Consider the following 26,753-nt stretch of genomic DNA (forward strand, 5'->3'; position numbering starts at 1 on the left):
AAAAGCCCGGCGCGCGCCGGGCCTTTTCTTGACCCTAATTCAACCGAATTGATGTCCGCGGATGGTTTCCACCGCCTTCGGGTTTTCCAGGGAAGAAAGATCTCCCGCCTCCTGTCCCAGATAAGCCGCCCGGATCACCCGGCGGAGGATTTTGCCGTTGCGCGTCTTGGGCAGCTCCGCGACGAAATGGATCTGCTTCGGCCGGAGCGCTTTCCCCATGCGGCGTCCCACCATGTCCATCAATTCATCGCGCAAGGCCTCCGTCGGCTCGTGCCCCGGCCTCGTCACGACGAAGCAGACCGCCACTTCCCCCTTGGTCTCGTCGGGCACGCCGACGACCGCCGATTCCAGCACCGCCGGATGATCGACGAGGGTCGACTCCATTTCCGCAGGCCCCAACCGTTTGCCGGCAATCTTCAGGGTATCGTCCGACCGTCCGGTGATGTACCAGAATCCATCCTCATCCACACGGACCCAGTCCCCGTGAACCCAGATGTTCGGCCAGCGATCCCAGTACGTCCGTTCATATCGCTCGGGATCTTTCCAGAATCCCTGCGTCATGCCGACCCAGGGCTGCCGGATCACCAGTTCGCCCACCTCGCCGCGAACCGGCTGTCCGTTTTCGTCATACACCTCGACATCCATCCCCGGGAGGGGACCGGAAAAGGAGCACGGAGCGATCGGCTTCAGCAGGTTTCCTCCCAATATACCGCCGGAAATCTCGGTTCCGCCCGAATAGTTGTAAATCGGAACCCGCCTGCCCCCCACCTTTTCAAACAACCAGTGCCAGGGATCGGGATTCCAGGGCTCCCCGGTGGAGGCGAAGACGCGCAGGGAGCTGAGATCGTGCCGCCGGACCGGGTCCTCCCCGAACCGCATCAGCGCCCGGACCACCGTGGGGGAGAGCCCCAGATGGGTCACCCCGTGGTTCTCCACGATCTTCCAGAGGCGATCCGGGCCGGGGTGATCCGGGGTTCCCTCGAACACCAACATGGTGCTTCCCGAGAGCAAGGCGCCGAACACCATCCACGGCCCCATCATCCACCCCATGTCCGTCACCCAGAACAGAACGTCCCCCGGCCCCACATCCATCCCGTAGGCCGCGTCAAAGACGGCCTTGACGGGGAAACCGGCGTGGACGTGCACCGTTCCCTTGGGTCGGCCCGTGGTTCCGGAAGTGTATATGATCATCATCGGATCGGACGCGTCGGTTTCTTGGGGCGCCACCGTCTTCCATTCCGACGTCAGGTCGCTCCAGTCCACGTCGCGCTTCTCATTCCACGGAATGTCCCGGCCCAGCCGACGAACCACCACCACCTTCTCCACGCTGGGAGACAGATCGGCGGCCCGGTCGGCCTCCTCCTTCATCGGAACCACTTTCCCCCGGCGCAAGAATCCGTCCGCCGTGATCAGCACCCTCGCCTCACAATCCTTCACCCGCGTGGCCACCGCCTCCGCACCGTACCCCGAGAAACAGGGGGTGAAAATGGCGCCGATCCGTGCCGTCGCCAGCATGGCGATCACGTTTTCCGCGATCATCGGCAAATAGATGGCCACCCGGTCCCCCGGCTTCACCCCGAGCCGCTTCAGCCCGTGGGCGAACCGGTTCACCGCCGCCCAGAGGTCCCGATACGTGTATTTCTGAACGGTCTCGTCATCCCCTTCCCAGATCAGCGCCAGACGATGCCGCGCCTGGGGATCTTCGACGAAACGGTCCAGGGCATTCTGGGCGACGTTAAACTTGCCGCCGACAAACCAACGGGTCCACGGCACGCCCTTCGATCCGTCCATCACCTGTCGGTAGGGACGGATCCACTGAAAATCCAAATCGCGGACCACTTCCTCCCAAAACCACCCGACATCCCGGATGGAACGCTTGTAAAAGTCGTCATAATCGGAAAACCCCAACTTCTGCATGAATCGATACATCCGGGTCTTTTTCGAACTTTCCTCCGAAGGAAACCAGACCGCTTCGCTCATGGGCACCCTCCCCCGCATTTGATCCTCAGAACGATTACAGACGAAAAAAACGGAATGCCAGGATCCGGGCGCATGCTTTTGCACCGGACGCATGGCCAGCGATTCATCTCCGCAGACAGGTATCATCGCCTGCCCGATGCGCTCAATCAAAGTATAGCACAACCTTTGAAAGCGCTTCACCCCGGAAGCGTTTATGAATATTTATCCAAAGAAAAACAAGAACGGAAACAAAATCTTGTATAATCAAAAAAAGAAATATTGCAGAAAAATACTTCAAGTGATATACTTCTTAATGTGATTTTGAATATTCAGGAGGCGTATTCATTGCAAGGTCTGGAAAAAATAATGAAGAGGTATGACCCGGCAATCTGGGTCCGCTTCTGGGGATCCATCATGGTCTCCACCACCTCTTTCATGCTGTTCCCGCTCGTGGTGCTCTATCTCCACGAGCACATGGGCGTGGACATGGTCACAGCGGCCGCAACCACCATTTTCCCCGCATTGGTCGGCCTCTCCTGCAAATGGTGGGTGGGATCCCTCGCCGACCGCTTCGGCAGAAGGCCGGTGATCTTATTCTCCCTCTTTTTCCAAAGCCTCGTCATGATCGGCATGGCTTTCGCCACCAAAGCCTGGCATATTTATCTCTTATACTCCCTGAACGCCCTCGGACAGTCCATGTTCTTTCCGGCGGCCAACGCCCAGGTGGCCGACGTCGTCCCTGAAAACCGGCGGGCTGAGGCCTTCGCATTGATTGAAATGGGCTGGAACATGGGTGCGGCAATCGGGCCTGCCCTCGGTGCATTCGTCTACAATTTCGATCCAACCTTTTTATTTTTATCCCAAGCCTTGGCCCAATTTCTCTTCGGCGTGCTCGCCTATTTCAAGATTCCGGAAACCCTGCCTGAGAATAGATCCAAGAGCAGGCAGGACGGAGGGGCAATGCAGGAGAAGGCCGTTCAACCCCGGTGGGGTTTTTCCGTGTACCTTCCCCTGATCGCCTTCACCGCCCTGGCGATTCCCATCAGCCTGCTGGATACCCAGATCTATACCGTCTTCCCGCTCTATCTGAAGGAGCATTTTGTGGAATACGTCACGGTATACGGGATTCTGAGAACCTTCACGGGGGCCTTGATCGTCTTCGTCCAGCTGCCCCTCACCCGAAAGACGGAATCGTCGAGTCCCGCGGTGATCCTGCTCATCACGTATCTCTCTTTCGCCCTGTTCGCCTTGCTTTACGGGCTGGCTCCCTTCATCTGGACCCTGATCATCGCGGAGATCTGTTACACGTTCGCGGACGTGCTGGTCCGCCCCCATCAACAAAAGACGGTTTCCATCCTGGCACCCAAGGCGCTCCGCGGCCGCTTCTTCGGCATCTTCGACATGAACAGCAGCGTTTCCAACATCATCGGTCCCGTCACCGGGAGTTTCATCCTGTCCCATTGGGGGGGCAAACCCCTCTTTATCGGGTTGGCACTCCTCTTGGTGTCGGCGGGAACCATCCTGTACCTGACCGTCAACCGCTGGTTCCTGAAGAGAAAGCCGGCCCTGGAAGAGTCCGTTTCAACCTGAGCGAAGAAAAAACGGAAAAACCACCCGACAAATAGGATATAATGGTTTACAACCCCATCGTGCCGACGGGGAAAGACATTCCTTCGGGTGGTGATTCCGTTGCAATCCAATTACCTGAAGCGAACGATCGTCCGGGAAGAATTGTCCAGCGATTATCTGAGCGAAACGCGCGTCCTGCAAATCTATCTTCCGCCGGGATATTCCGACGAAAACCGCTACCCGGTGCTGTTTCTCCAAGACGGATCCGATTATCTCACGCTGGGAAGGATCGCCACACAGACCAACCAGCTGATCGCCGAAGGACGGATTCACCCCCCGATCATCGTGATGATCCCCGTGGATAAAGAGCGGCGAAACGAAGAATACGCACCCGGCGGCGAACGGTTTGAAGCCTATTGCCGCTTTGTCGCCGAAGAAGTCCTGACCCGGGTCGAGAGCCGGTTCGCCGCCAGACGGGATCCCGAAGGGCGGGTGATCGGAGGTTCCTCCCTCGGCGCCACCGTCTCCCTTCACATCGCCCTCGATTTTCCCGACCGTTTCCGCCGCGTCCTGTCCCAGTCCGGCGCCTTTTTCAAAGCGACCCTGGACCGGATCCGGCAGACTCCTTCGCTGGAGGAGCTGGACGTGTACCAATTGATCGGGCTGGAAGAGTATGCGGTTCCCACCCATGTCGGCAATCTGGACCTTTTGGCCCGGAACCGGGAGGTTTCCCGGGCGCTGCGGGAGAAGGGAGCCTCTCTGCGATATGTGGAGAAGGAAGGAAAGCATACCTGGGGGCTGTGGCAAAAGGATCTTCCGGATGCCCTGACCTACTTTTTGGAAAAAACAGCGGATTCATCACCCTGATCGGAAAAGAGAGGGAGGTAAGACCGTCTCACGGCGCAGATGCCTTTTCGATGCTTCAAAAGACAACGGTTCCCCTCGCGATGGACGGGGAACCGTTGTCTTTTCTCCTATATCCGTGTAAATCTTCCCGAAAACATGCGCCCCTCTCATTCCTTCAATACCGGCTCGTCAGGCTGAACCAGAACTTTGCCGTGCCCGTCAAAACGGAGCTGGAACGTTTCACCCGACGAGCGCCCCAACAGGGTTTTCAGATTGACATCCGTCTTCACCTGCGGTGCGAGCCCTTCCGTCCAACCGATCAGGGAATCGGGATCCACCGTCACCGGCGCTTCCAAAACGGCCACGGGGCCGTGGGAAGTGATGGCGACGAAGCCCGTCCCCGTCAATCGACAGGTAAACAACCCCCCGGAGGTCATTCCCGCCCCGCGGATGACCGTAACATCCCAGTCCACCGTATTTTCAAAGGCGAGGAGATGCCGCCCTTCCACAAACAGCGTCTCCGCACTGAGTCGCAAAACGGTAATATCCGACGCTTGGTGAGCCAGAAACAGGTCTCCGTTGCCGGAAGCCCTCATGAGGGGAATCCCCTCTCCCGTCACGGTCTTTTTCAGCCACTTGCCGATCCCGCCCGAAGTTCTTTCGAATTTGAAATCTCCATGATAGGCGATCATGCTCCCCGCCCGACAGTAGATCTCATCGGTGACGCGCACTTTGAGCATCTTGCTGTTCTGCAGAACAAACGACTCTTTGGCCTCCTTCTCGCCGGATTGCTGCATCAAATCCCTCAACGTTTGGCTCATCGGCCATCTTCCTCCTTCTCGATGTCTGCTTCCTTTTCAGGCCGGGAGATGGGAACCGCAAGGAAGGACCGAATCGTCCACAAGGCGTTCCGCTGCGGACGGAAGAGGGGGGTTCACGTTCCGTCCGCTCCATCATCGTCACAGCCCCGTTCACTACCCGCCGCTGCAACCCCCTCCGCCGCATCCGGCCCCGCCGCAGCTGCCGCCGCCATCGGCATCGCCCGAACCGGAATCGGAGTCCAAACCTCCCCACACTCCCCCGGAAGCGCAGTAAGGGGTCACATACCGGGAATCCGTGTCCGCTGCCCGTCTCAACAATTCCTTTTGCGCCGCCAAAAAGTCAGCGGAATGATACAACGACAGATAAGCCAACGCGCCGAGCATCCACACGGACGGCTCCGTCTCCCGTCCCCGCCGGGATAGCATGTGGGAACGAAGGGTTTTCACATCCCGGCCATACAGATCCGCATACTGTCTGGCATCACGGATGGCGCGGCGGAACGCGCCGATGACAAAGCGGCACAGCCGCTCCGCTTCTTCAAAATGGCGGGCGCTCTCCCGGTTGAAATACCGTTCCAGGAGCTGATTCTCCGAAGACGTCTCAATTTCCCTCAGGAGCTCCCGGGGCATGGGATGGCGGAAGAAAGGTCCCCAGGCGGTCCGGCTGTAGGGCGTCGGACGGAACAACAGGGTGTAGGTCCAGTCAAACCATGCCCTCTCCCCCGGATCAAAAACAGGCTGATCATGAGGGTTGTGGTGAAGGTACGTCCCGAGGAACTTCCTGGAAAAACGCTCGTAATCCCGGGTAAACAGGAGCATCTCATGCCACACGCTGTCCACGTCCCGGCTGTACATGGGGACGTTTCTCAGGATCGCCGTCAGCACAAAAAACCGCTTCAGTTCAAACCAGCGGTTTCGCCATTCCGTCTCCCCGATCCCCGAATTTTCCATGATACGGCGCTTTACCCGTTCACTATACCCCTCAGGCAGCACCTGCTGCAAGCGCCCGATCATGTCTCTCAGATCCCGGTCCACTTGTTGGTCGTGAAGCTGGATTCCCAACTCCGGAAGCTCCCAGGAGCGGTTCTTCCACCCTCTGCCCCGCCGCACGGTGATGATCCACGCAATGAGTGCGATGACGACGGCCGCCAGGGAAAAGAACAGCACCGTTTTCACCAAATTCCGCCTCCTTTGACGCCGGAGAAGCTCCAACCGCTCCCGGTCAAACAAAAAACAACCTTTTGACAATACCACCGAAAACAAACGCCCCCCATTCCCGGACCGGGAGGGAGGCACATCCATCAGCCGCAATATTTGTCAAAGGCAGCCGTCAGATCGGCGGCGATCTCATCCAACCCCCGGTTTTCGATCTGATGACGGTGAATCATGTGCACCAATTTCCCGTCCTTCATCAGGGCAAAGGAAGGGGAGGATGGTGGCTCTCCTTCAAAATATTCCCGGGCCTTGGCAGTGGCTTCTTTGTCCTGACCGGCGAAAACCGTGTACAGATGATCCGGCTTTTTGTCATGGGTGAGCGCCTTGGCCACCGCCGGCCGGGCCAACCCCGCCGCACAACCGCAGACGGAATTGACGACAATCAGCGCGGTCCCTTTCTTCCCCTCGCCTTCCAGGGCTTCCACCACTTCTTCCGGTGTGCGAAGTTCCTTAAAACCGACGCGCGTCAGTTCATCCCGCATCGGTTGTACCATCATTTGCATCTGTTGAAAATAAAAATCCTGAACCATTGACCACCCCTCCTTTTTCTTTTCATTCTATCCGAAATAAGAATCGGGGTCCACTCGACCCCTATCGTGTAATCGCACTCCCGACAAAATTTGTTATAATACAGACGTTAACAAATGGGTATTGTTATAATATAATAGAATTAAACCCGGCGAGGAGGTCAAAAAATGGCGGTCACAGCAAAAGCGGAAACGGCAACGGATGCCCGGATGTGCCCGGAATGCGGTTCGGAAATCCAACATTCCCACGAACAGGCCCAAAACGATTGCTGCAACGATCAGTGGATCCGTCTTCAGATTGAACGCTGTTACGCATAAGGCTCCCTGTCGGGCCTTGCCAATCCTGATTCAACCCCATTCCTTCGGCGGTCCTTAGCGGACTCGCTTTTTTTTGCCTTTACCCCCCCCTCCCGGCCATGACCCCCGCCATCCTTACCATTCCCCGGAATCTGAAAAAAATCCCGGGCGAACAAAAAAACGGGCGCACCGCAACCCTTCGCCGGAAAGGCTGACGATACACCCCTTTTGGGCTTGCTCTATCCAAATGAATGCATGGATTCCCCTCGTCGGGAACCTCCCTCACCGGGCCGTTGCGCCGCCCTTCACCATCTTGCCCATTCTTCGGGCCGCCTCCATGATCCGCGGCGCGAAGGCCTCCATCTTCTCTTGAGTCAGGCGGCCCACCGGTCCGGATACGGCCAGGGCGGCGATGATCTCACCGGAACGGTTGAGCACGGGAGCCGCTACGGCCGAGGCGCCCGCTTCCCTCTCCTCCATGCTGGTGGCGTATCCCTTGCGCCGAATCTCCTCCAATTGCCTGCGGTAGTGCTCCCGATCAATCGATTCCGGCCAGGAAGGATCGTTCAGGACGATCCTCTGCGTCTCCGGGGAAGCATAGGCCACCAGCACTTTGCTGGAAGCACCGACCGTCAAGGGCATCCGGTCGCCGATGGGTGCCACGCGGCGGATGGTCTGGCGGCTTTCCACCGCCTGGATGCGGACCCGCTCCATCCCGTCCCGGATGTAAAGGCTGACCGTCTCCTCCAACTCGTCCCGCAACCGTTCCATTTCCGGCAGAAACAGCACGGCCGGATCATCGGACTGACTCAGATTGGCGGACAGTTCCCAAATGCGAAATCCCAACCGGTATCTCTCTGTCTCCGGGTTGCGCCGGAGGAAGCCCTTCCCCTCCAAAGTGACCAGCAGGCGGTAGACGGTGCTTTTGTTCAAACCCGTATGCTGGGCGATCTCCGTCAGGCTCCATTCGCTCTTCTCCACAAAGCAGAGCAGGATATCCAATGCCCGTTCAGCGGCTCGGACGGTAAATTTCTTATCTTCCATCGAGGAGCATCCTCCGGTTTCACTGGTTGAAATTCATTTTAATTTTCATTATAACACGTTCCGCGGCGATCATAAGAGAGGTTTTTGATAAAAATAAGGCTATACAACGACGGCAATCCATTGTATAATGGGTATCGAAAAAAGAAACTTTGTTTCATACAGTGGAACGAACTGTTCCCTTTCCTTTTGTTTTCTTGCGATCACCGACAAAGGAGGTAAACCCCATGGCAAACCGAGACGATTGGTTCAACATCCGCTCCACCCTGGACGTGGATGGCCGCACCTATGTTTACTGGCGCCTGCAAGGGCTGGAAGAGCAGGGGCTCGGAAACATCTCCCGCCTTCCCTTCTCCATCAAGGTGCTGCTGGAAGCGGCCGCCCGGCAGTACGACGGCAAAGCGATTACCGCCGAGCACGTCCGCATGCTGGCCCGTTGGGCGGATGAGCGGGTGAAGAAGGAAATTCCCTTTAAACCGGCACGGATCGTCCTTCAGGACTTCACCGGCGTTCCGGCGGTGGTGGACCTCGCCGCTCTCCGGTCCGCGATGGCCCGGGTCGGCGGCGATCCGAAGCGGATCAACCCCCTGGTTCCCGTCGATCTCGTCATCGACCACTCGGTGATGGTGGACCGGTTTGGCACGCCGGATGCCCTGCAATACAACATGAACGTGGAATTCGAACGGAACGAGGAGCGTTACCGCCTGCTCCGCTGGGCCCAGGAAGCCTTCGACAACTTCCGGGTCGTTCCTCCCGCGACGGGGATCATCCACCAGGTCAACCTGGAATACCTGGCCAAGGTGGCCATGACCAAGGAGCAGGACGGCGAAACCCAGGTCTTCCCGGATTCGCTGGTGGGCACCGACTCCCACACGACGATGATCAACGGTTTGGGCGTCGTCGGCTGGGGTGTCGGCGGCATTGAGGCGGAAGCCGGCATGCTGGGGCAACCCCTCTACTTCGTGATGCCGGAAGTGGTCGGGTTCAAGCTGACCGGCCAACTCCCCGACGGAGCGACGGCCACCGACCTGGCTCTCACCGTCACGGAAATGCTCCGCAAAAAGGGCGTCGTCGGGAAGTTCGTCGAATTCTACGGTCCCGGACTGAGCCACATGAGCCTGGCGGACCGGGCGACCGTAGCCAACATGGCTCCCGAATACGGTGCCACCATGGGCTTCTTCCCCGTGGACGAGGAAACCCTCAACTACCTGCGCCTGACGGGACGGGACGAATCCCTCATCCGCTTGGTGGAAGCCTACTACAAGGCCCAAGGCATGTTCCGGACCGACGACACGCCGGACCCGGTCTTCAGCGACACCATCGAGCTGGATCTTTCGACGGTCGTTCCCAGCCTCGCCGGACCGCGGCGTCCTCAGGACCGGATCGAACTGAAGGACATGAAGGAAGCCTGGAACGAAACCCTGAGAAAACCCATCGATCAGGGCGGATTCGGGCTGTCCGAGGAGGAAGCGGCCAAATCCGTGAGCGTCAAGCGGGCGGACGGCACTTCCTACGAACTGAAAAACGGTTCCGTCGTCATTGCGGCGATTACCAGCTGCACCAACACCTCCAACCCGAGCGTGATGCTGGGGGCCGGTCTCGTCGCCAAAAAAGCGGTGGAAAAGGGCCTGTCCGTTCCGGCCTACGTCAAAACCAGCCTGACCCCCGGTTCCAAAGTGGTCACCGAATACCTGGAGACCGCCGGCCTGACCGAACCTCTGGGGAAATTGGGCTTCACCGTGGCCGGTTACGGGTGCGCCACCTGTATCGGAAACAGCGGTCCCTTGCCGGAGGATGTGGCCAAAGCGATTGAAGAGAACGATCTCACCGTCGCCTCGGTATTGAGCGGAAACCGGAACTTCGAAGGCCGGATCCACCCGCTGGTGAAGGCCAACTACCTGGCTTCCCCTCCGCTGGTGATCGTTTACGCCCTGGCCGGCACGGTGGACATCGACCTGGAGAAAGACCCGATCGGCACCGGATCCGACGGCCAGCCCGTCTATCTGAAGGATATCTGGCCCTCGGCCGAGGAAATCATCCAGGTGATGAAGGAAGCGATGAACCCGGATCAATTCCGGAGGCAATACGCCCGCGTCTTCGACGCCAACGAGCGGTGGAACAACATGCCCACTCCGAAGGGCGACCTGTACGACTGGGACGAAAAATCCACCTACATCCAGGAACCGCCCTTCTTCGTCAACCTGTCGGCGGAAGTGGATCCGATCGAGGAGATTCACGGAGCCCGGGCTCTGGCCCTGCTGGGCGATTCCGTCACCACGGACCATATCTCCCCGGCCGGAAGCATCGCGCCGGACAGCCCCGCCGGCAAGTACCTGCAGGAAAACGGGGTGAAGCCGAAGGATTTCAACTCCTACGGTTCCCGGCGCGGAAACGACCGCGTCATGACCCGCGGCACCTTTGCCAACATCCGCATCCGCAACGCGATGGTTCCCGGCGTGGAGGGCGGCTACACCAAGTATGTGCCCACCGGTGAGACGATGACCATCTACGACGCGGCGATGAAGTATCAACAGGAGAACACGCCCCTCGTCGTCCTCGCCGGCAAGGAGTACGGAACCGGAAGCTCCCGCGACTGGGCGGCCAAAGGGACCAACCTCCTCGGCGTCAAGGCGGTCATCGCCGAGAGCTTCGAGCGGATCCACCGGAGCAATCTGGTGGGTATGGGCGTCCTGCCCCTGCAGTTCGCGGACGGCCAAAGCTGGAAGTCCCTCGGCCTGACGGGCGAAGAGTCCTTTGACATCCTCGACCTTCACGATGAAATCCGACCCGGACAGCGGATCAAGGTTCGGGCCACCAAAAAGGATGGTTCCACCGTCGAATTTGACACCATTCTCCGCCTCGACAGCCAAGTGGACATCGAATACTACCGGAACGGCGGCATTCTGCAGACGGTTCTCCGCCAGATCCTGAACGACAAGGAGGAAGTGACCGTCTGATCCGCCCATCCGAAAGGCCCGCTATCCAAGCGGGCCTTTTTTTCGACAAATCCTTTTCCGGGAGGGATCACCGTGCGGATTGTCGGTTTGCACCACGCGCAAATCACCATTCCTCGGGGAGCGGAAGAGCAGGCGAGGGAATTTTACTGCGGCGTCCTCGGCCTCACCGAAATCGAAAAGCCCGCTTCTCTCCGGGCAAGAGGGGGCTTCTGGCTTCAGGTCGGCGACCGGGAAGTGCATGTGGGCACGGAGGACGGCGTGGACCGGCGCAAAACCAAAGCCCACCTGGCCTATCAAGTGACCGATCTGGCCGGCTGGCGAAAGAAGCTCGCGGAACACGGCATCTCCGTGCTGGAATCGATCCCGATTCCGGGATACGACCGCTTCGAGTTCCGGGATCCCTTCGGCAACCGGGTGGAGATGATCGAGCAGAAAGATTAAGTGCCTTCAAGTGCAGATGTCAGGGGAATCCCCTATAAGGGATTCCCCTGTTTTACTTGTTGTTTTTAAAGAGGCCCTCAACGCGGCTTTTCTTCCCCTTGACGCTGTTTTCAACGTGACGGGCCGGTCGGGAACCCTCAGGCGCTTTTCGATGCGTAGACTTAAATCACATCGTTTTGATTCGTGATCAGTTGAACGAATGGACATATCCAGCAGCTTTTCCACTGGGTTTACACGTTGCTGTTCTCCTTTTTGCAAATCACTACCATAGACTCAGTGTACTGGGTCATTGGCCGATCTTTCCAACCGTCACAAATGCGAAGCAATGTAAATCCATTTTTATCCAAAAGGTGTTTCATCTCTTGCGGATATGTATAGCGAAGATCGATAAAACTTTCCTTTTCCTCAACGAACCGTCCTGCATCGAAAAAACGTCGAATCACTTTGCAATGCTCAATTTGTTTAATTGGATCATATTGTTCCTTAGTATAGATTTGTACTGTTCTCCCCTGTGCATCAATCACAGTGCGCCAGAATGTTTCATGATCTGACAATGCGTGTTCCCCAAAGGAAGGAAAACGCGTATCAAAAACGAAAACCCCATGATCTTTTAAACACCGGTATACTGATTGCAACGCTTGATCCTGTTCTTCATTGGTTAGAAAATGTTGGAAAACATGTCCGGTCATAAAAACAAAAGGTACTCTCACATCCAAGTGTAATTGGCGACAATCTTGCAAATGCCAATCAATTGAATGACAGGGTGACATTTTTTCTTTTGCTCTGTTGAGCATTTCCTCATGTATATCGACAGCGATCAAGGAATACCCTGCCTCTGCCATGGGAATGGTAATTCTCCCAGTTCCACAGCCCAGTTCCAAAATTTTTTCTCCTTTTTTTACATACTTTTCAGCAAGATCCAAGAGAAAGGGAAGCTCGCTTGAAGACGGGTTTTCCAGATCATAAAGAATCGGATCTTCATATTCCGATAAATTGATATCCATTTCATTTTTCCTCCTCTTTTTCATCAAACCAACCCTTCAATTGATAATATTTTGTCTTTTACTTCGACAAAAAAAGACTGCTGACCTGTTACCCCTATCAGCAGTCTTAACAGTGACCTGCGGGACATCGCTTCCCGCAAAAAATCGTACTCAACCGGAGTCAAGAGAAAGCCGGTCTGTTACCGGTCATCCTTCTTGAATCAGCCGGCGAACTCCTTCCGGATCCGCTTCCTGCAGGGCCCGGTCCGCCAGCGCCCGGGCGGCGGAGGTGTCGACGGAGCGAACCCGCTCCTTCACTTCCGGAATGGCGCCGGCGCTCATAGAAAGCTCGCTTAGTCCCAATCCCACCAGCAACTCCGTCATCCGGGAATCTCCCGCCAATTCGCCGCACATGCCGACCGGGATGCCCGCCTTCCGGGCCGCATCACAGGTTTGCCGGATGAGGCGGAGGACGGCGGGGTGCGCGGCGTCATACAGATGGGCCACCCGTTCGTTCCCCCGGTCGGCGGCCAAGGTGTATTGAATCAGATCGTTGGTGCCGATGCTCATGAAATCCACTTCCCGCGCCAGGATGTCGGCGATCGCCGCCGCCGCCGGCACTTCCACCATGATGCCGACGGAGATGTTCTCGGCCGCGGGAATCCCTTCCCGTTTCAGCTCCTCCCGGCACTCCGCAAGCAACGCCTTGGCTTCCCGGACCTCCGACACGCTGGACACCATCGGGAACATGATCCACAGGTTGCCGTGCACCCCCGCCCGGAGAAGGGCCCGGAGCTGGGTCTTGAAGATGTCTCGCCGATCGAGGCAGAACCGGATCGCCCGATGGCCCAGGAAGGGATTCTCTTCCTCAGGAAAATCGGCGTAGGGAAGATCCTTGTCCCCGCCGATGTCCAGGGTGCGGATGATCACCGGCCGCTTTCCGAAGGCCTCCAGCACCCGGCGATAGGCCGCATATTGCTCCTCCTCGCCGGGCCAATCGCGGCTTTCCAGATAGAGAAACTCCGTGCGAAACAGGCCGATGCCCTCCGCCCCGTTCTTGAGGGCGGGCTCCACATCCTGCAGGTTGCCGATGTTGGCGAAGACTTCGATCCGCTGGCCGTCCGACGTTACGGCATCCTCGCCGGCCCTTTTCACGGCTTCGATCCGCCGCTTTTCCTGCTCTTCGATCTGCTCGCGGGCTTTGCGCTCGGTGTCCGGATCGGGGCGAAGCGTCACCTGGCCCGCCTCCCCGTCGACGATGAGCAGGTCTCCCTCCTGGATCTGCTCGATGGTCCGTCCCAAGCCCAACACCGCAGGAATCCCCAGGGTTCGGGCCATGATGGCGGCGTGGGCCGTCCGGCTCCCCCTGGCCGTCACCATCGCCGCGATCCCCGCGGGAAATTGCGCCGTGTCGGAGGGAGCCAGCTCTTCCGCCACCACGACGCTTCCCGGCTCGATCAGGGACGGATCGAAGGGCTCCTCGCCGGAAAGGTTCAGCAGCAGACGGTCGCCGACATCCCGGATGTCATCGGCGCGGGCCTGCATGTACTCATCGGGAAGGGAGGACAGCATGGCCTGCATTTCGTCCGTCACCGATGCGCATACGGCTTCAGCGTTTTTCTTCTGATCGCGGATGCGGTTTTTCATCTCGCCCACATAGGCGGGATCGTCCAGGAAAGCCAGGTGAGCGTCGAAAATGGCCGCCTCCGCTTCTCCCATGCGCTCCACCGTCGCCTGGCGCAACCGTCCGATCTGTTCCTTCGTCCGTTCTACCGCCTGTTCCAGGCGGGCGATCTCCTGCTCCGGTTCCTCCACCGGCCTCTCCTCGACGCGGGGGCGAACCTTCCTCCAGTGAACCGCGCGTCCCAGGGCCAAGCCGGGTGCGGCACCCACACCGCTGAAATGTTCCATCCTCATGACACCCCTTCAATCGCTGTACTTTGGACGTTCATGACTGAATGTTACGGGGTTACGATCCGTTTTGCAACGCCTGAACCACTTCTTCCGGGGAAGAAAGCTCCATCAGCCGCTGACGGAACGATTCGTCGATCAGCTTTCGGGAAAGGGCCGCCAGGATCTGCAAATGTTCATTTCCTTCCTTTTCCTTGGGAACGGCGATCAAAAAGACCAACCGCGCCTGTTCATCCTTTTCCGGTTCCCAGCGAATCGGCCGCGACAGGCGGGCGAAGGCGACGGCCGGCTCTTTCACCCCCGCGGATTTGCCGTGGGGAATGGCCACACCGAAGCCGATCGCGGTCGACCCCATCTTTTCCCTGTCGAAGACGTCCGCCAGATACTGCTCCATGTCGCTCAAGATCCCGCTTCCGTCCAGGATCCCGGCCAAGGCGCGAATCACTTGCTCCCTCGATTCACCTTCCATGTCCAGCCGTATCCATTCCGATCGGATCAGGTCATTGATCTCCATCTCCAACCTCCTGTGCGACAACATTTTTCTTCAGCAGGGAGACGAGAAGGGCCGTCACCACCGTACCCGCGGCGATGGCCAGTAGGAAGCCCGCGAGATTCCCCACCGCGTGCGGGATGGGCAACACGAAGATCCCGCCGTGCGGAGCGCGCAGGGTACATCCGAGCCCCATCGCCAGCGCTCCGGTGACGGCGGATCCGACGACGATGGAGGGGATGACCCGTAAAGGATCCGCCGCCGCAAAGGGAATCGCCCCCTCCGTGATAAAGGACAACCCGAGAATTCCCGCCGCCTTACCGGCTTCCCGCTCCTCCCAGGTGAACTTCCGACGGGCGATCCGGGTGGCCAGCCACAAGCCCAGGGGAGGCGTCATCCCGGCGGCCATCACCGCGGCCATCGGGCCGTAGATCTCATTCCCCAAGAGGCCGACGCCGAAGGTGTAAGCCGCCTTGTTTACCGGTCCTCCCATATCAAAGGCCATCATCGCCCCGAGCAAAAGGCCCATCAGGGCCGCATTGGCCGTGCCCAGGGATTGAAGCCATGCCGTCAGGGAATCCATCACGCCCTTTACCGGCGCTCCGATGACGTAGATCATCAGCAGGCCCACGATGAGGGTGGCCAGAAAGGGGATCAGAAGGATCGGCTTCAATCCTTCCAGGGATTTTGGAAGACGAATCTTCTCCTTCATCCACTTTGCCACATATCCCGCCAAAAATCCGGCGACAATTCCTCCCAGAAAACCGGAACCGGTACTGGACGCCAGCATTCCTCCGACCAGCCCCGGCGCCAATCCCGCCTTGTCTGCGATGGAATAGGCGATAAATCCCGCGAGAACCGGCACCATCAGGGCGAAGGCGCTCTCCCCGCCGATCTTCATCAAATTGGCGGCAAGGGACCCTTCCACCTCCGCGGCATGGATGCCGAAGGTAAAGGACAGCGCAATGATCAGCCCTCCCGCCACCACCAGGGGGATCATAAAGGAAACGCCGTTCATCAGATGTTTGTAGGGACCGCTCCGCTTTTGCTCGCGCTCCTGTTTCACGGCCTTCACCTGTTCTTCGTAGGAGGAGGACGGCTTGGACAGGGCTTCTTCGATCAGGCGCTCCGCGTTTTTGATCGCATCCCCCAGGGAGGAGCGGATTACGGTTTTTCCCTGAAAACGGTCCTCCTCCGCATCGACGTCCGACGAGAGGATCACGGCGTGAGCTTCCCGGATCTCCTCTTGGGTCAGCCGGTTTTCCACACCGGATGCCCCCCGGGTTTCCACCTTGATGCTGACCCCCAGCTTCTCCGCCGCCCGCGAAAGGGACTCCGCGGCCATGTAGGTATGGGCGATTCCGGTCGGGCAACCGGTGACAGCCACCAATTTTTTCATTTCACTGCCCCCTTTCCCCTAAGCAGGAGATCATCGACCGACAGGACAACTTCACTTGATCCATAAGTGAACGGGTTTCCTCCAGGGTGGCGAACTGGGTTCCCTCTTTGGAGGCCGCGGCGGATGCGGCGGCCACGACAAAGCGGATCACCTCGTCCAGGGGCCACTTCCGCAGCTGCCCCATCACCAGCGCCGCCACCATCGCATCCCCCGCTCCCACCGTACTGGAGACCGACACCCGGGGGGCCTGGGCCCGGATGGCCTTTCCGTCGGTGAAAAACCACGCTCCCTCGCCCCCCATCGACAGGGCGACCAGTCGAACCCCCCGATCCAGCAGCCCTTTCGCCGCCATAAACCGATCGTCCTCATCGTTCAGGGGACGGCCGACATGCCTCTCCAACTCCGCCAGATTGGGCTTGACCGCATAGGGGCCGCGCCGGATTCCTTCGCTCAGGGCAGCCCCGTCGGCGTCCAGATACACCTTCACCGCGCGGCGCTTGGCCCGGTCGATCAAGGTTCCGTAAAAGTCCGACGGAACTCCCGGAGGAAGGCTTCCGGACAACACCGCGATCTCCGCCCGCTCTATCGCGGCGTCGTACACCTTCAAAAAGCGCTTGATCGCCTCCTCGTCGATGGGATTTCCCGGCTCGTTGATGTCCGTTACCCGATCGGCCTCTTCCTCGACGATCTTCAGGTTGGTTCGGGTTTCCGCCTCCAATTCGACGAAGCGATGTTCAATCCCCCATTCCTCCAACCGCTCCAGGATCCACCGGCCGGGGTACCCTCCCGCCCATCCGATGGCCAGGGGGTTTTCACCCCACTGCTTCAGGGCGCGGGCTACGTTGATTCCTTTTCCGCCGGGATCCCGACGCACTCGCCCCGCCCGGTTCAGATCTCCCGGCCGGAGCCGGGGAAGGTGGATCGTCTTGTCCACGGCGGGATTGAGGGTAACGGTTACAATTTTGCACATGCTGCCGACTCCTTTTCACGCGCGAATGACTTGGACATGCTGTTCCTGGATCCGCTCGAGAATATCAGAGGGCGCCTTCTGGTCCGTGATCAGAACATTCACCGAGGACAGCGGAGCCACCTTGGCGAAGGAAACCCGGTTGATCTTGCTGCGGTCGCAGAGCAGAATCACTTCCTTCGCCGCGCGAATCATCGCTTTCTTCACCTGGGCTTCCAACAGGTGGGGCGTGCTGATTCCCTCCTCCGGGTCCAGGGCGTTGGTTCCCAAAAACGTTTTGTCCACCTTGATCATTCCCAGGGTTTGTTCCGCAATCGGCCCCACCATCGACTCGATTCCCCGGCGCACCATGCCGCCGGTGCTGATCAGCTCCAGATGCTCCATCCCCTGCAATTCCTGAAGGATGCTGTTGGAATTCGTCACGACGGTCAGACGGGAAAACCGGCCGAGCATTCGGGCCAGTTGATGGGTGGTGGTTCCCGAATCCAGCAGGATCGTTTCCCCGTCCCGGATCAGTTCGACGGCTTTTTCAGCGATGCGCTGTTTTTCCTTGGCGAACTGATCCTTTTTCTCCTGGATGCTGGGTTCGAAACCCACCCGCTCCCGGGGAATGGCTCCCCCGTGGGTTCGCCGGATCCGATTGGCCTCCTCCAATTCCTTCAGATCCCGCCGAACCGTCGCTTCGGACACCCGGAAGACTTCGCTCAATTCCGCCACGGTGGCTCGCTTGCGCTCGTAGATGTACTCCATCATGCGCCTCTGCCGTTCCTCAGCGAAAATATATCCTCCCCCCCTCCAGGATGACCTACTTTGATTATATTTGATTGTTTATGATCGTTTCAATTGAAATTTGTTTGAATCCGTGGTCATTTGGTTTTATTTTTCCAAAGAAAAACCAGCACGGGTTGTGCTGGTTTGTTGAACTCATGGTCAAGGTCGGAATGTTTTTCTTCATGCCCCTTGAAGCCGGGTCTTCCGCGTTGAGGAAGCGATCCGATCAGTACCCCTTTTCCCGTCGATCGGCGATAAAGGTCCCCCGACGGGGACGGGAACGATGATTGGAAAAAGTCTGCATCATTTCGTACCAAGCAGCCACCGTCCCCTCCGGCACGTTGGCGGTCAACAATTTTTTGGGTCCCAACCGGCGACAGGAACCCGACTCCATCAACAGCAGATCGTCTGCGCATTCCGCCCATCGGAGATCCCGGGTGGCGATCAGGATGATCCGGTGAGGCGCAAGACGGCGCAACTCCCGCCAGAGAAGCCTTTTTCCCCATTGGTCCAGTCCCGCCGTGGGTTCGTCCAACAGCGCGATCAAAGGATCCCGGAGCAACATCTCGACCAGCATCACCCGCTTCATCATCTCCCCCGGAATGGCGGAGAGGGGGACGCGCCGGACGGCGGCCAATCCCCATTCGGCGATCAGCTCGGCGACGCGCCTCCTCGGGTAGGGCATTTGGCCGAGCTGGGCATGGTACAACAGATACTTTTCTAAAGAGATGGACTTGTTCATCCGGCGCATGGGCGGGATGTATGTAATCCGGGATTTCAGACTTCCCAGGGCGGAGGTTCCCACGGCGGCCGCGCGCCCCTTGGACCAGATCACGGTCTCCCCTTCCGTCACCTGGTAGGTGATTCGCCCGTCGTCAGGAACCAGAAGTCCGGCCGTCAGCTGCAACAGCGTGCTTTTCCCGGAACCTTCGGGGCCGAGAACCGCAGTGATGCCTTTCCTCGCGGCGGCGGTAAAATCGAGAAGTCCGATCCGGCGTGCCCGGGGACGGTTTTGGGAGGTATAGACTTTGTTGAGATGAGACCACTCAATCCGCAAGGAATTTCCATCCTTTCATTCCGATACACCTATCTTTAAGCATACCCGAAAACCCGGACAGAAAGAAGGGGCTTTTCCAATCTCTTGATTCATCGGATAAAGCCGTCTTTCTCCGCATTTGTCCAAAATTCGCACTGTTAAATCTCTTTTTCGCGCTTTCAATTTTTTTATGGTCGATAGAGGAGGTTTTGGCCGATTGACCCTGCGCGGAGAATATGTTACCTTCGAAGCGAGCAACTGCATATCAACGGGAGCTTGGGGAAAGCCAGGCTGAGAGGGCGGGAGATCTGCCGCCGACCGTTTAACCTGATCTGGGTAATGCCAGCGTAGGGATGGAGCCAAGGGGACTCGCACCCCCTGTTCAGGGGCGAGATGCGGGTTCCGCCGCCGTATACCCTGCGGGTATGCGGTTTTTTATTGACCTTTGCTTCGCGGGACACGACGCGGTTTCCGTTCTTTTAAGAACAAAAAAATCGACCCTTTTTCCTTCGGAACCAAACCCGATGGACCGCCTTCTCCCCTCTGGGAAGGAGCATCCGGCTTTCAAGCCCCTTCCGTTGGTGTGCGCTCAAACCATTCAAGCAGAAGGAGGAGAAGGTATGGCCAGAGAATTCAGCTTCCCGGCGAGCAAGAAGGTGTACGTCCAGGGGTCCCGGCCGGACATCCGCGTCCCCATGCGTGAAATCCGGCTTTCCCCCACCACCGGCCGGTTCGGCGAAAGGGAAAATCCCCCGGTCCGCGTGTACGACACCAGCGGTCCCTGGACCGACCCGGAAGTGGAGACCGATGTCCGGAAGGGGCTTCCCCCCCTTCGGCGCCGGTGGATCGAAATGCGCGGGGATGTGGAGGAATACGAGGGAAGGCAACCGCAACCGATTGACGACGGGTATTCTTCGAAGTCCGTAAGTCCCTCTCAACCGTACCCCGGACTCAAGCGTCGCCCGCTCCGCGCCAAGCCGGGACGGGCGGTGACGCAGATGCATTACGCCCGCCGGGGGATCATCACGCCGGAGATGGAATTCGTGGCCATCCGGGAGAACGTCAGCCCCGAATTTGTCCGGGAGGAGGTGGCCCGGGGACGGGCAATCATTCCGGCCAACATCAACCACCCCGAAAGCGAACCGATGATTATCGGCAAAAATTTCCTCGTCAAGATCAACGCCAACATCGGCAACTCCGCCGTCTCCTCCTCCATCGAGGAAGAAGTGGAAAAAATGCGGTGGGCCACCTTCTGGGGCGCCGACACCGTCATGGATCTGTCGACGGGCAAAAACATCCACACCACCCGGGAGTGGATCATCCGCAACTCTCCGGTGCCCGTGGGGACCGTCCCCATTTATCAGGCTCTGGAAAAGGTGGACGGCAAACCGGAGGAGCTGACCTGGGAAGTTTATCGGGACACCCTGATCGAACAGGCGGAACAGGGCGTGGATTACTTCACCATCCACGCCGGCGTCCTGCTCCGGTACATCCCCCTGACCGCCAACCGGGTGACCGGAATCGTCTCCCGGGGCGGGTCCATCATGGCCGCCTGGTGTCTGGCGCACCACCAGGAAAATTTCCTTTATACCCATTTCCGGGAAATCTGCGAAATCCTGCGGACATACGACATCGCCGTCTCCCTTGGGGACGGGCTGAGGCCCGGTTCCATCGCCGACGCCAACGACGAAGCGCAGTTTGCCGAACTGAAAACCCTCGGCGAGTTGACGAAGATCGCCTGGGAACATGACGTGCAGGTGATGGTCGAGGGCCCCGGCCACATTCCGATGCACAAAATCCGGGAAAATGTGGAGATTCAGCAAAAAATCTGCCACGAAGCGCCCTTCTACACCCTCGGCCCCCTCACCACGGACATCGCCCCGGGTTACGACCACATCACCTCCGCCATCGGCGCGGCGATGATCGGCTGGTACGGCACCGCCATGCTCTGTTACGTCACGCCGAAGGAACACCTCGGGCTGCCCAACAAGGAAGATGTGAAGGAAGGGGTCATCGCCTACAAAATCGCCGCTCATGCCGCGGATCTGGCCAAGGGGCATCCCGGCGCCCAGCTTCGCGACGACGCCTTGTCCAAAGCCCGTTTTGAATTCCGCTGGACGGACCAATTCAATCTGTCCCTCGATCCGGAAAGAGCCAGGGCCTATCACGATGAAACCCTGCCGGCGGAACCGGCGAAAACCGCCCACTTCTGCTCCATGTGCGGCCCCAAGTTCTGCAGCATGCGCATCTCGCAGGACCTCCGGGAATACGCCGCGAAAAAGGGGCTCACCCTCGAAGAAGCCGTGGAAACCGGCTTGAAGGAAAAGGCCAAAGAGTTCCGCGAAACGGGAGCCCGCCTTTACCGTTGACGAAAAAGGTTCCCTTTTGGGGCGGGGCACCTCCGAGCCCCGCCCTGCTTCCGTTAAAGGAATTTCTCACGGAACTTTCGACCTTTCCAGCGCATGCCCGAAAAAAAATGTCTTGACAGATCTATCGTCCCTTTCATAATATGATAGTAAAGGATGACAATGTCATAATTTCTAAGGGGAGTAGCCGTACAAACAAAGTCGTCAGTTCGGGACCTTTGTCCCCGGCTTTGTTGGCAACGGAAACCCGTTGTTGGCAAGACCTTTACTCTTGGTAGTGAAGGTCTTTATTTATTTTGTGGATCCGGGTCAATCCGCCGAATCAAAAGGAGTGTTATGGTCAAATGGAATGGTTCTCGTTGGATTTTCTCATCGCACTCTTCTCCATCGTCATCATCGATCTGGTCCTGGCAGGGGACAATGCGATCGTCATTGGAATGGCCGCCCGGAACCTGCCGAAGCAACAACAGAAGCAGGCCATCCTCTGGGGAACAGCAGGGGCAATCGCCGTCCGTTCCCTCGCAACCATCTTCGTCGTCTGGATTTTGAAAATCCCCGGCCTTCTGCTGATCGGCGGCATACTCCTCATCTGGATCGCCTATAAACTTCTCGTGGAGAAAAAGGGAGAGCACGACTCGGTTCAGGCCGGTACCACCCTCGGATCGGCCATCCGCACCATCATCATCGCCGACACGGTGATGAGCCTCGACAACGTACTGGCGGTCGCCGGCGCGGCCCACGGGAATTTCATTCTGGTCATCCTGGGCCTTTTGATCAGCGTGCCGATCATCGTGTGGGGAAGCAGGCTGTTCATCAAACTGGTCGACCGCTTTCCGGTCATCATATATCTCGGCGGGGGAGTGCTCGCTTGGACCTCCGCCAAGATGATCACCGACGAAAAACTGCTTCAGCAATGGATGGATGAACCTCTGTTGAAATGGGGAATCATCGTCCTGATCATCGCCGGCGTCCTGGCCGCAGGATCCATGAAAAACCGGAAGTCGGCCGCAACCGAAGACGCGGCTTGACGCATAGATTTTCATCCCTTGTACAAGCTCAATAGCGCCGTATTCTTCAGATGAATCAAGCGAGGGGTGTTCCCTTGTTTCGCCAAAGGAATAGGGCGAAACTGCGGGAACACCCCTCTCCGAATGTTTCCGTCTTTTTCAAAACGTCGGAAAGGATGTCCGCCCATGACCGCGAAAAACAAGGGATCGTATCTGATGCTCCTTGCGGTGACAGTCATCTGGGGATATACGTGGGTGGCCCAAAAGCTCGGACTCCATTACATGGGCCCCTTTTCATTTTCCGTTTTTCGCTTCGGCCTCGGCTCCCTCATCCTCATCGGACTTATCTTGCTGAAAAAAAACGCGACCGTCGCCGTCAAGGACCTGCCCGCCCTGATCCTGCTGGGGCTCTTAATGACCACCGCCACCTTTTCCTTCTGGATGGTCGGCATGCGGGACGTGTCGGCAGGAACCGCCGCGCTGATCGCCTACACGATGCCCATGTGGACGATGCTCCTCGCCCATCGGTTCCTGGGTGAACCCTTGACGGTTCAAAAGGGAGCGGGTTTGGCGGCCGGCCTGGGAGGGCTCGCCCTGATCGCCGGCCCCTCGGCGGCTTCGGGCCAGGATCTGTCCGGCGCCTTTCTGGTTCTCCTGGGCTCCATCTCCTGGGCCGCCAGCAATGTGCTGACCAAAGCCCGGTTTTCCAAGTACGACATGTTGGCGGTCACGGGAATTCAGATGTTTTTCGGGGCCGTCGGTTTGTTCCTATTGACCCTCCTCTTCGAACCGTCTCCGCTTCCGGAGCGGTGGACGCCGGAATTGATTGCCCTCATCCTATTTACCGGGATCTTGGCCTCGGCCTTCAGCTTTTTCGCGTGGTTTTACACCCTCTCCCGCCTTCCGGCCGGAAAGACCGCCGTCTCCGTGCTGCTCGTCCCCGTCTTCGCCCTGCTGTTCGACTGGCTTCAGATGAACGAACCGATCACCTGGGAGACGGTCGCCGGATGCATCCTCGTGCTGACGGGGATCGCACTGGTTCAGCGCTCGGAGGAATCGAAAAAATCCCGGGACCACGGGAAAAAACGCCCCGGAATAAGAGGCTGACCAGCGTTCACATGAGCGGCAATCCCGTAATTTGCGCCGAGACGGGATCGAGGGCGACCAGATCCTCCCTCCCCACCTCCTGCAAAGAGGTTTTGCCCAGGGCGGCGGCGGCCAGCTTCATCTCCTCCACCGTCGACCGCAGGAACCGGGCGGCGAAGACGGCCCCCTCATCCGGATCGTACAGCTCTTTCTTTTCCCCGGTGTAAAAGGCCAATTCGGTCGGCGGTTCCCAGGGCAACACCTTTTGGGAACCCTGAGTATGGCTGGAGGCGAACAGGAGGGGAGAGCCGAGGGCGACCGCATCCGCCCCCAAGGCCAAGGCCTTGAGGCACTCCCCGGGCGTGTGAATCCCGCCGGAGACGATCAGGCTCACCCGGTCCCGCTTCTTCCGTTTCTCCAGATACTCCACCGCACGGCACAAGCCGATCACCGTCGGCAGCCCGACATCATCCTGGAGGATGGGTGGAGTTCCCTTGGTGGCCGCTTGGGCCCCGTCCAGCGTGATGAAGTCCACCCCGGCGTACAAAGCGATGTCCAAGTCCTCCTCCACGCGGCCGATGGCCAGTTTCATCCCGATGGGAACCCCCTTGGTGAGGGAGCGCAGCTCCTGGACCAACCGGCGCCAATCGCCCTTCCGGGACACCCCCGGAAACCGGGAGCGGATCTCCGCTTCCCCGTCGGGCGCCACCCCCATCAGCCGGGCCGCCTTTCCCCGCAGGTGCTTGGCGGGAACCTGACTGGGCGCCCCCGCCGATGAGCCCTGCCCGATGTGGATCTCGATCATGTCCGCCTGTTTCAGGATCTCGGGATCTTTGGCCCAGTCGGCCCGGCTGTACTGGATGATGTACTTGTTCGCCTCCCGGAGCTCCTCGGGGAGAACGGGACCTTCGCCGGAGTTGGCGGCCGTCCCTGCCATGTTGGCCGCCTTGACCAAGGCCAACTTCACCTTTTCGGACAAGGCCAAACCGTACGCCATCCCGCTTATGATGAGCGGGATCTTAAGCTCCAGCGGTCGCCTGGCCCTCGGACCGATCACCGTCCGGGTATCCACCTTTTCCGCATCCTTCAGGGGCAGCCGGTCCATCTGGCAGGGAAGAAACATGATTCCTTCAAAATGGGGGAATTTCTTGGGGCTTCCCAAGGGACGCTTCAGGATTTTTCCGCTGTCGGCCCTCAGGCTGTTCTCCACCAGGATTTGGGGATCGATGCGCTGGAAGAGGGAAACCATCGTCATGATGTTTCTGTAGTAGGTCTCCGTTTCCGTCAGGGCCAACCCCGTGTCCACCAGTTTTTCGATGGTCGGCCGGACCAGAAGCAGGACGGCCGCGGCAACGATCAAAGCGGCGGCGGCGACGCCCGCCGTCATCCAGACGAAGGTCACCTCCATCCCTCCCATCCCCACCTTTTCTTCCCCTTTATCATCCCCTTCCCCCGAAAAAACTTGAGGAATTCATCTTTTCCCGCAAAAAGCGAAAAACTAGGATCGAAACAGCCAGAGACCAAAAAAGGACGGAGAAAGCATGGATGTGTTTGTTTCGGCCCTGCTCGCCGCGCTTCTCGTCGCCCTGGCCGCCGGAGTCTTTCTGGTTTTCCTGTACCGGCCGATCCTCAAAGGAGTGACGGGGTTCGTCCTCCGCCTGCTCCTCACCGAATCCTACGCGAAAAACATGTGGGAATTCGTCTCCTCTGTCCGCCGGTTCAAACCCCTGAAGATCGCCGAAGGAGGTCTGCGGGCGGAATACGGGGAAATTTTGTCCCGTCCCCTGGGCACTCCCAAAAAATTGGCCGGTTTTGAGGGATTGATCTTCCTGCCAGCCCAACTGGCCACCCTCACCACCCGCGAAACCCACAAGGTGGACACCCGGACGGTGATCGGCCCGCAGGCGAAACGGCCCTTGCGGCTGGAGATTCCGTTATTGATCAGCGGCATGGGGGCGGGTGTTCCCCTGACGGAACCCGTCAAAATCGCCCTGGCCAAAGGAGCCTCCCTGGCCGGAACCGCGACCAACACCGGACAGGGACCGCTGCTTCCGGAAGAGCGCAAAGCGGCCGACAAACTGATCCTGCAATACAGTCGCGCTCCCTGGGCCAAAACATCGGAGGAACTGAAACAGGCGGACATGGTGGAAATCGCCGTGGGCGGGGGAGGAGACGCCGGTTCTTCCCAGGTGATCCCCTCGCGGCGGCTCACCAAACGCCTGCGCCATCTGATGGGATTGAATCCGGATGAAGAGGCGCGGATTCGCTCCCGCGTTCCGGGGGTGGAACATCCCGACGACTGGGCGGAGTTGGTGGAAAAGCTGCGGATCGAAACCGGCGGCGTACCGATCGGGGTGAAGATCCTCCCCTCCCGGGTGGAGGAGGATATCGACCGGGCCCTTGATGCGGGGGTCGATGTGATCACCATCGACGGCGCCCAGGCGGGAACGGGGGAAACGGCCACCATCCTCCAGGATGATTTCGGCCTGCCGACCATCCGGGGGCTGTGCCGCGCCGTTGAACACCTGGAAAAGCGCCGTGCCAGGCAACGAGTCAGCCTGATCGCCTCCGGCGGGCTGTATACCCCCGGGGACTATCTGAAGGCCCTCGCTCTCGGGGCCGATGCCGTCGCCCTGGGAACCGCCGCCCTGTTGGCCGCGATTCACACCCAGATCACGAAGGTCCTCCCCTGGGAACCCCTGACTCAGCTGATCTGGTCCGGCGGATCGGTCGCCGAGCGGTTTGACGTGGAAATGTCCTCCCAATACGTCGCCAATCTGCTCAAGGCATCGGTGGAAGAGATGAAACTGGCGGTCATCTGCCTTGGAAAAAAAGCCATCTCCGACATAAACCGCGAGGACCTCGTCGCCCTCGACCCGGAAACCGCCCGTCTGACCGGCGTTCCCCTGGCCTACGGGAGGGAGGATCCTGTCCGGTCCCACGGGGAAAAAGCCTTGCACCGTTCCATCTAGTGCCCCGTCGACTAACTTAGATCGGGAAATTCCGAAGGAAAATGTTACCTCATGGTCGAATGGATTCATAGGTGATCGAAATGATTTTCGTT

General features: G+C 58.8%; 22 protein-coding genes and 1 riboswitch. Of the genes, 9 read left to right on the top strand and 13 right to left on the bottom strand.

The window, feature by feature from the left end:
* Positions 1-39 precede the first annotated feature (39 nt).
* A complete protein-coding gene (locus CLV97_RS15005) occupies positions 40-1,980 on the bottom strand; it encodes an acetate--CoA ligase (protein WP_106346341.1) in 1,941 nt (646 codons plus the stop codon).
* Between the two features lie 324 nt (positions 1,981-2,304).
* Here CLV97_RS15005 and CLV97_RS15010 point away from each other — a divergent pair, with 324 nt between their 5' ends.
* Together CLV97_RS15010 and CLV97_RS15015 are read left to right on the top strand one after the other, a co-directional pair.
* Complete coding sequence (locus CLV97_RS15010) at positions 2,305-3,549, top strand: MDR family MFS transporter (RefSeq protein ID WP_106346342.1); 1,245 nt, start codon at positions 2,305-2,307, stop codon at positions 3,547-3,549.
* Between the two features lie 99 nt (positions 3,550-3,648).
* Positions 3,649-4,395 carry an alpha/beta hydrolase gene (locus CLV97_RS15015; protein WP_106346361.1) on the top strand — a complete coding sequence of 249 codons (747 nt, stop codon included), beginning with the start codon at positions 3,649-3,651 and terminating at the stop codon, positions 4,393-4,395.
* A 146-nt stretch (positions 4,396-4,541) separates the two neighbouring features.
* On the opposite strand, the gene CLV97_RS15020 is transcribed toward CLV97_RS15015, so the two are convergent.
* The 3 genes from CLV97_RS15020 to CLV97_RS15030 form a co-directional block, all read right to left on the bottom strand.
* Positions 4,542-5,195, bottom strand: coding sequence for an AIM24 family protein (locus CLV97_RS15020; RefSeq protein WP_211295768.1), 654 nt, complete (start codon positions 5,193-5,195; stop codon positions 4,542-4,544).
* Between the two features lie 153 nt (positions 5,196-5,348).
* The gene (locus tag CLV97_RS15025) at positions 5,349-6,371 is read right to left on the bottom strand and encodes a glycine-rich domain-containing protein (RefSeq protein ID WP_146130520.1); all 1,023 of its coding nucleotides are present in this window, start codon (positions 6,369-6,371) and stop codon (positions 5,349-5,351) included.
* A 125-nt stretch (positions 6,372-6,496) separates the two neighbouring features.
* Positions 6,497-6,940 carry a BrxA/BrxB family bacilliredoxin gene (locus tag CLV97_RS15030; protein ID WP_106346344.1) on the bottom strand — a complete coding sequence of 148 codons (444 nt, stop codon included), beginning with the start codon at positions 6,938-6,940 and terminating at the stop codon, positions 6,497-6,499.
* A gap of 165 nt (positions 6,941-7,105) precedes the next feature.
* Between CLV97_RS15030 and CLV97_RS18255 the strand changes: the two genes are divergently transcribed.
* Positions 7,106-7,255 (top strand): hypothetical protein, encoded by a 150-nt coding sequence (locus tag CLV97_RS18255; protein ID WP_170070559.1) that lies wholly within the window; start codon positions 7,106-7,108, stop codon positions 7,253-7,255.
* A gap of 261 nt (positions 7,256-7,516) precedes the next feature.
* Here the strand turns inward: CLV97_RS18255 and CLV97_RS15035 are convergent, their stop codons facing one another.
* On the bottom strand, positions 7,517-8,278 hold the full coding sequence (locus CLV97_RS15035) for an IclR family transcriptional regulator (protein WP_106346345.1): 762 nt from the start codon (positions 8,276-8,278) through the stop codon (positions 7,517-7,519).
* Between the two features lie 224 nt (positions 8,279-8,502).
* Between CLV97_RS15035 and acnA the strand changes: the two genes are divergently transcribed.
* Entirely contained in the window at positions 8,503-11,232 is a 2,730-nt protein-coding gene (gene acnA / locus CLV97_RS15040; protein WP_106346346.1) for an aconitate hydratase AcnA, read from the top strand.
* 72 nt (positions 11,233-11,304) lie between these two features.
* Positions 11,305-11,673: a VOC family protein gene (locus CLV97_RS15045; protein ID WP_106346347.1), complete on the top strand. Its 369-nt coding sequence runs from the start codon at positions 11,305-11,307 to the stop codon at positions 11,671-11,673.
* Positions 11,674-11,903: 230 nt separating this feature from the next.
* On the opposite strand, the gene CLV97_RS15050 is transcribed toward CLV97_RS15045, so the two are convergent.
* From CLV97_RS15050 to CLV97_RS15080, 7 genes are all read right to left on the bottom strand, one after another.
* Positions 11,904-12,677: a class I SAM-dependent methyltransferase gene (locus CLV97_RS15050; protein ID WP_170070560.1), complete on the bottom strand. Its 774-nt coding sequence runs from the start codon at positions 12,675-12,677 to the stop codon at positions 11,904-11,906.
* Positions 12,678-12,863: 186 nt separating this feature from the next.
* On the bottom strand, positions 12,864-14,567 hold the full coding sequence (gene ptsP / locus CLV97_RS15055; protein ID WP_106346363.1) for a phosphoenolpyruvate--protein phosphotransferase: 1,704 nt from the start codon (positions 14,565-14,567) through the stop codon (positions 12,864-12,866).
* A 58-nt stretch (positions 14,568-14,625) separates the two neighbouring features.
* Complete coding sequence (locus CLV97_RS15060) at positions 14,626-15,081, bottom strand: PTS sugar transporter subunit IIA (RefSeq protein ID WP_106346349.1); 456 nt, start codon at positions 15,079-15,081, stop codon at positions 14,626-14,628.
* Entirely contained in the window at positions 15,068-16,456 is a 1,389-nt protein-coding gene (locus CLV97_RS15065) for a PTS fructose transporter subunit IIC (RefSeq protein WP_106346350.1), read from the bottom strand. The genes CLV97_RS15060 and CLV97_RS15065 overlap by 14 nt, the downstream gene beginning before the upstream one ends.
* A 1-nt stretch (position 16,457) precedes the next feature.
* The gene (gene pfkB, locus CLV97_RS15070) at positions 16,458-17,426 is read right to left on the bottom strand and encodes a 1-phosphofructokinase (protein ID WP_106346351.1); all 969 of its coding nucleotides are present in this window, start codon (positions 17,424-17,426) and stop codon (positions 16,458-16,460) included.
* A 15-nt stretch (positions 17,427-17,441) separates the two neighbouring features.
* Positions 17,442-18,248, bottom strand: coding sequence for a DeoR/GlpR family DNA-binding transcription regulator (locus CLV97_RS15075; protein ID WP_342749808.1), 807 nt, complete (start codon positions 18,246-18,248; stop codon positions 17,442-17,444).
* 172 nt (positions 18,249-18,420) lie between these two features.
* On the bottom strand, positions 18,421-19,251 hold the full coding sequence (locus CLV97_RS15080) for an ABC transporter ATP-binding protein (RefSeq protein WP_106346353.1): 831 nt from the start codon (positions 19,249-19,251) through the stop codon (positions 18,421-18,423).
* 237 nt (positions 19,252-19,488) lie between these two features.
* A riboswitch (TPP riboswitch) is annotated at positions 19,489-19,601 on the top strand.
* Between the two features lie 249 nt (positions 19,602-19,850).
* Here CLV97_RS15080 and thiC point away from each other — a divergent pair.
* The 3 genes from thiC (at position 19,851) to CLV97_RS15095 (ending at position 23,710) form a co-directional block, all read left to right on the top strand.
* The gene (thiC, locus tag CLV97_RS15085; RefSeq protein WP_106346354.1) at positions 19,851-21,599 is read left to right on the top strand and encodes a phosphomethylpyrimidine synthase ThiC; all 1,749 of its coding nucleotides are present in this window, start codon (positions 19,851-19,853) and stop codon (positions 21,597-21,599) included.
* A 341-nt stretch (positions 21,600-21,940) separates the two neighbouring features.
* Positions 21,941-22,624 (top strand): TerC family protein, encoded by a 684-nt coding sequence (locus tag CLV97_RS15090; RefSeq protein ID WP_106346364.1) that lies wholly within the window; start codon positions 21,941-21,943, stop codon positions 22,622-22,624.
* Positions 22,625-22,789: 165 nt separating this feature from the next.
* Positions 22,790-23,710, top strand: a complete 921-nt coding sequence (locus tag CLV97_RS15095) for a DMT family transporter (protein ID WP_170070561.1) — start codon at positions 22,790-22,792, stop codon at positions 23,708-23,710.
* A 7-nt stretch (positions 23,711-23,717) separates the two neighbouring features.
* On the opposite strand, the gene CLV97_RS15100 is transcribed toward CLV97_RS15095, so the two are convergent.
* A complete protein-coding gene (locus CLV97_RS15100; protein WP_170070562.1) occupies positions 23,718-25,091 on the bottom strand; it encodes an FMN-binding glutamate synthase family protein in 1,374 nt (457 codons plus the stop codon).
* Between the two features lie 139 nt (positions 25,092-25,230).
* Between CLV97_RS15100 and CLV97_RS15105 the strand changes: the two genes are divergently transcribed.
* Complete coding sequence (locus CLV97_RS15105; protein ID WP_106346357.1) at positions 25,231-26,661, top strand: FMN-binding glutamate synthase family protein; 1,431 nt, start codon at positions 25,231-25,233, stop codon at positions 26,659-26,661.
* Positions 26,662-26,753 lie beyond the last annotated feature (92 nt).

It is taken from the genome of Planifilum fimeticola, from assembly GCF_003001905.1.
GTDB lineage: Bacteria > Bacillota > Bacilli > Thermoactinomycetales > DSM-44946 > Planifilum > Planifilum fimeticola.

Excerpts from the sequence above, each read along its gene's own strand:
- CLV97_RS15090 (WP_106346364.1), top strand. The coding sequence starts at position 21,941 with ATGGAATGGTTCTCGTTGGATTTTCTCATCGCACTCTTCTCCATCGTC.
- CLV97_RS15105 (WP_106346357.1), top strand. The coding sequence starts at position 25,231 with ATGGATGTGTTTGTTTCGGCCCTGCTCGCCGCGCTTCTCGTCGCCCTG.
- CLV97_RS15095 (WP_170070561.1), top strand. The coding sequence starts at position 22,790 with ATGACCGCGAAAAACAAGGGATCGTATCTGATGCTCCTTGCGGTGACA.
- CLV97_RS15060 (WP_106346349.1), bottom strand. The coding sequence starts at position 15,081 with ATGGAGATCAATGACCTGATCCGATCGGAATGGATACGGCTGGACATG.
- CLV97_RS18255 (WP_170070559.1), top strand. The coding sequence starts at position 7,106 with ATGGCGGTCACAGCAAAAGCGGAAACGGCAACGGATGCCCGGATGTGC.
- CLV97_RS15065 (WP_106346350.1), bottom strand. The coding sequence starts at position 16,456 with ATGAAAAAATTGGTGGCTGTCACCGGTTGCCCGACCGGAATCGCCCAT.
- CLV97_RS15035 (WP_106346345.1), bottom strand. The coding sequence starts at position 8,278 with ATGGAAGATAAGAAATTTACCGTCCGAGCCGCTGAACGGGCATTGGAT.
- ptsP (WP_106346363.1), bottom strand. The coding sequence starts at position 14,567 with ATGGAACATTTCAGCGGTGTGGGTGCCGCACCCGGCTTGGCCCTGGGA.
- CLV97_RS15030 (WP_106346344.1), bottom strand. The coding sequence starts at position 6,940 with ATGGTTCAGGATTTTTATTTTCAACAGATGCAAATGATGGTACAACCG.
- thiC (WP_106346354.1), top strand. The coding sequence starts at position 19,851 with ATGGCCAGAGAATTCAGCTTCCCGGCGAGCAAGAAGGTGTACGTCCAG.
- CLV97_RS15050 (WP_170070560.1), bottom strand. The coding sequence starts at position 12,677 with ATGGATATCAATTTATCGGAATATGAAGATCCGATTCTTTATGATCTG.
- acnA (WP_106346346.1), top strand. The coding sequence starts at position 8,503 with ATGGCAAACCGAGACGATTGGTTCAACATCCGCTCCACCCTGGACGTG.
- pfkB (WP_106346351.1), bottom strand. The coding sequence starts at position 17,426 with ATGTGCAAAATTGTAACCGTTACCCTCAATCCCGCCGTGGACAAGACG.
- CLV97_RS15005 (WP_106346341.1), bottom strand. The coding sequence starts at position 1,980 with ATGAGCGAAGCGGTCTGGTTTCCTTCGGAGGAAAGTTCGAAAAAGACC.
- CLV97_RS15020 (WP_211295768.1), bottom strand. The coding sequence starts at position 5,195 with ATGAGCCAAACGTTGAGGGATTTGATGCAGCAATCCGGCGAGAAGGAG.